Below are 4,443 nucleotides of genomic sequence, written 5' to 3'. Positions count from 1 at the left end.
CCGGCGACAAAACACGCTCGCTTACATTTTTCGTTGTAATCGTAACGAGTATTGTTACCCAATCAACACCAATAAAGTCAAGTTCGTTCAAAATTTAGATCAGACTGATTGCTTTCGACAAAACTTGTGCAACTGCAATTCTTACAGGCAGGCGGTGTTGGCGGGCCGTCGTATGTTGCCATAACACAGTAATTGCAGTGGGTTTCCCTTGCCTCCGAAAAATTTCTGCTTACCCCGTTTGGTCATTTATGCGCAGTCGCAGGCGCGGGCCTGGAAGGCAGTGATGCCGGGCGAAGAAGTCGCATCAGGCAAACTCAGGATGCCACGTGATTCTGAAAGTTAAGACAAAGAGTCCGTTCTAAGTTGCACGAAAAGCAGCTTAGGATGTTTTAGTTACATTAACAACGTTTTTTGCTTTGCGAAACTGATCTGAAATACTTGAGCCTTCTATCAAAATGCCCAGTCATCACCGGCTCTGGGCCCCGATGACAGAGGAAGCTTCAGGGGTTGGTTTTCAAGTTTTGCTAACCCGCCTGACTGTGTGCAAATTAGGCGGGTCTGTTCCTGTCAGGCCCGTCCTGGCCACGGCAGCGAATAGGTCTTCACGTTCGTAAAGAACCTCATTGCTTCGATCACGCCTTCCTTGACGCCATTGCCGCTGTCCTTGATACCCCCAAAGGGCGACATCTCGATGCGGTATCCCGGCTGTTCCCAAATATTCACTGTGCCAACGTTCAAGCCTTCGATGTATGCGTGCATTCGGCGGAAGTCATTGGTGCAAACCCCCGAAGACAGGCCAAAAACCGTCGCGTTCGAGATCGCGATAACCTCGTCATCATCGTCCGGGACTCGAAGGATGGGCACGACGGGACCAAAGGTTTCTTCCATCACCAACTCTGACGTCTGGGGCACCTTGTCCACAACGATCGGTGGCAGTAGAGCTCCTTGGCGACCGGGGTTGTAAAGGATTTCCGCGCCCTCATCGGCCGCCATCTGAACGCGCTGTTCGAACAATTTCGCGGCTTGCGCATGGATGACGCAGCCCAGTTCCGTTTCCGGGTCGCGCGGATCACCGAATCTGATCGCTTTGGCTTTTTCCAGCACCAGGGGGACAAATCTGTCGGCGATGCTGTGTTGAACCAGAATGCGTTTTACGGCCGTGCAGCGCTGACCCGAATTTCCGGTCGCCCCGGCCACCGCGATTGAAGCGGCCCGCTCAAGATCTTCGTCGCTCAGGTCATTGAGAACAATCAATGGATCATTCCCGCCCAGTTCAAGCGCCGTGCGCTTATAGCCCGATTTCTCTGCGATCATCTTTCCTGCGGCAACACCACCGGTAAAAGTGACGATGTCGACATTGCCGTTGGTGACCATCTCATCGCCGATGTTGTCCGGCCAGCCGGTGACGATCTGGAACATCTCGGGCGGCAGACCAGCCTCATACAGGATGTCAGCTAGCGTGATCGCGGTCAGCGGGGTCAGTTCGCTGGGCTTGCACACCATGCAATTGTTGGTGGCGATCGCCGGAGCAATTTTGTGGCTCACCATGTTGAGCGGGTGGTTGAACGGGGTGATGGCCGAGATCGCCCGAACCGGCTCGCGCTTGGTGAAAATCTTGCGGTCCTTGCCATTGGGCGTCAGGTCGCATGAAAAGACCTCGCCATCATCCCGCAAAGCTTCGGCAGCGGCGAACTGGAACACATCCTGCGCGCGCTTGGTCTCGTAGATCGCATGCTGATGGCAGATCCCCAATTCCAACGTCAACCACTTGGTCAGGTATTCGCGCCGTTCGCCGATGATCTGCCCCGCCCGCCCAAGGATCTGGCTGCGGTCGAACCGGGTCAGGGTCGGCTGATAGTTTGCCGCGATCTCAAACGCCTGTTTTGCGTGACGCGCGTCACCCGCGGGCACATAGCCTATGATTTCGTCGGTGTAGGGGTATTGGACCGGCATTGTTGTATCTGCAAACACTTCTGCGCCGCCGATGCGCATCCCTTCGTTTCGAATGTCCAAATTGGCCATCTCATTCATGCGGGCGCCTCCTGGTGAGCAGCGGTTGTGTCGAAACAGCACAATGTCTCGCCCAGCGCGGCCCGAACATTCGGGTCAAACAGATGCAGTAGTTTGCGATTCACGGCTTTGGTTCCAACCGGCCTCATGACAATACCTGTTTGCACAATCCGTGCCCGTATCGGAACCACATTCTTGCCAAATCGATGCGATCTGTCGCGGTGCTTTTATGGCGCCCCGAGGACCTGCGCTAAACGCTCGCCCAACAGGCTAGGATTACCGTGACCTGCGTGACAGACTGCGCATTGGGTGCAAACGCCAGAAGGGCAGGCAGAGATGAACCTGATCAAAGTGAACCTGATCGGCGCTGGTAAGGTTGGGCAGACATTCCTGAGGCTGCTGAGTGCCTTGCCGAAGTGTCAGATACAGGATGTCCTAAGCGCGAGTGATTCCTCGGCACACAACGCCGTTCAGCAAGTTGGTTCCGGACGCGTGGTTAGGCACATGTCCGATCTGCGGCTCGCTGATCTCTGGATCATAGCCGTACCCGATGCGCAGATCGAAGCCGTCGCAGCAGAGATTGCCGCGACCCGTTCACCAACCGAGGCATCCATCGCCTTTCACTGTAGCGGCTTTTACCCGGCGGATCAGATGGCGCCTCTGCGGACGCTGAGCTGGCATCTGGCCAGCGTTCATCCGGTCATGTCATTTGCTGACCCAGCGGCGGCGGCAAACCAGTTCAAGGGTGCGCTTTGCGGATTGGAGGGCGACGCGTCTGCGGTCTCCTTCCTTCGGCCCGTCCTTGAAGCGCTCGGCGCCGAATGTTTTTCGATCCGATCCGAAAGCAAAAGCCTCTACCACGCGGCTGCGGTGATCTCAAATAATTTTACTGTTGTTTTACAAGCTATTGCCCGGGATGCCTGGGCGCAGGCAGGCGTTTCGGACGACGTTGCCTGGCAGTTGAACGCAAAGCTTCTGGAAAGCACCGTTGAAAACGTAGTCGCCCTGGGTCCGCAGGACGCTCTCACCGGCCCCGCCGCCCGCGGAGACCAACATGTTGTCGCCACGCAGTGCGAGGATGTGGCCCAGTGGAACCCACCCGTTGGTGAGCTTTACCGCGTTCTCAGTGACCTTGCACGACGGCTCAAGACACAGGGCCGCACGCGCTAGATCTTGGCTTTGGCCGCGCGACCGACCGCATGGTACGGTTACAAGCTTGGATCATTGGGCCGCCCGACCCCGAGGGCATCCAATATGTCGCCTGTGACCGCAAGCACCGCGTATTCCGCGCGACGTGCCTGCGCCTCCAATTGAATGACCCGCACCTGAGCGGTGTTCAGCTCGCGCAGCGCGTCCAGAATTTGCAGAAACGTCGTGCGACCGATATCGAATTGGCCTCGGGCAGCGTTCAGCGCATCCTGATTTATGACAACAGCCCGCCGGGCCAGAGCCAGCCGTTGCTGGATCGAGTTCGTTTCCTCGAGCGCCTGCGTCAGATTGCGTTGCAACTCGCGTCGCAGGGCCTCTGTATTGGCCTTGCTTTGCTGGTGGTTGGCCCGCGCTGTCTGGACGTTGGCCCGCGCCGATCCCCCCTGATAGATTGGAATGTCGACGCCCAGGCGGGCCTGCACACCGTCGTCGATAGAGCCCTGGTCAAAATCCGTCTCCAGGATTGCAGACAAAGTTGGTCGCGTTGCCCGTTCGGCGACCAAAACCTCTTGCTCGCGCACCTCGCTTTCTGCGACCTGACTGCGCAGTCTCGGGCTTCGGGCCACCATGTCCTGCGAGGATGTCCCCACAAGCGCGGGCGCGCGCGGGATCTTAGGTACGGTTCCCGGCAGTGACCCAAACACCTCGACCCACGTCGCTGTCGCAAGCGCGACATCGGTTTGCGCCTGCGCCAGTTCAGTCTCGGCATTCGATTGCCGTCCCTTACCGGCCAGCAGATCGGCCACCGAACCCGCCCCGGCGTCGAACCGATCCTTCAGGTCATCGACCAGCGCCGTGGTGCGTTCAAGGTTCTCGTGTGCCTGATCTTCAAGCCTGCGGTTGCGATCAAGGTCGATGATGGTTTCGACCGCCTCGAAACTCAGCGCGCTCAAGACCGCCAACTCGTTCAGCCAGGTTTGTCGCGCCTCGATTTGGCGCAGACCTACACGTCCTGCAACCTTGCCGCCGTCATAGATGATCTGGCTCAGCCGCAGGATCGGGATCGTGTCACCCTCGTCAGTTACCGAGGTCTCTGCGTTCAGCTGCGGTCTGAACCTGCCCTTTTCCGAGGCAATGCGCGATTGCGAAGCGGCGATGCTGGCGACCCCTGCCGCTGATGAGGGTGACTCGGCCGGTTCTGTCGCAAAATTAATTCCCACCTGTCAGGTCAAACGTAGTTTTGGTAGCGCATGCTCAAAATTACAGGAGCAGACCGTGACAATC

Annotated in this window: 3 protein-coding genes; 1 reads left to right on the top strand and 2 read right to left on the bottom strand. The window is 57.7% G+C overall.

Going from position 1 to position 4,443, the window contains the following annotated elements; genetic code table 11:
* Positions 1–567: 567 nt before the first annotated feature.
* The gene (phnY, locus tag ACR0LX_RS22805) at positions 568–2,031 is read right to left on the bottom strand and encodes a phosphonoacetaldehyde dehydrogenase (protein WP_480785612.1); all 1,464 of its coding nucleotides are present in this window, start codon (positions 2,029–2,031) and stop codon (positions 568–570) included.
* A 315-nt stretch (positions 2,032–2,346) separates the two neighbouring features.
* Here phnY and ACR0LX_RS22800 point away from each other — a divergent pair, with 315 nt between their 5' ends.
* Positions 2,347–3,180, top strand: a complete 834-nt coding sequence (locus ACR0LX_RS22800) for a Rossmann-like and DUF2520 domain-containing protein (protein ID WP_480785611.1) — start codon at positions 2,347–2,349, stop codon at positions 3,178–3,180.
* A gap of 38 nt (positions 3,181–3,218) precedes the next feature.
* On the opposite strand, the gene ACR0LX_RS22795 is transcribed toward ACR0LX_RS22800, so the two are convergent.
* On the bottom strand, positions 3,219–4,379 hold the full coding sequence (locus ACR0LX_RS22795; protein ID WP_480785610.1) for a TolC family protein: 1,161 nt from the start codon (positions 4,377–4,379) through the stop codon (positions 3,219–3,221).
* Positions 4,380–4,443: the final 64 nt, after the last annotated feature.

The sequence above is a fragment of the Ruegeria sp. CH11 genome, assembly GCF_056537105.1.
This window is presented reverse-complemented; position numbering and strand designations above follow the sequence as displayed.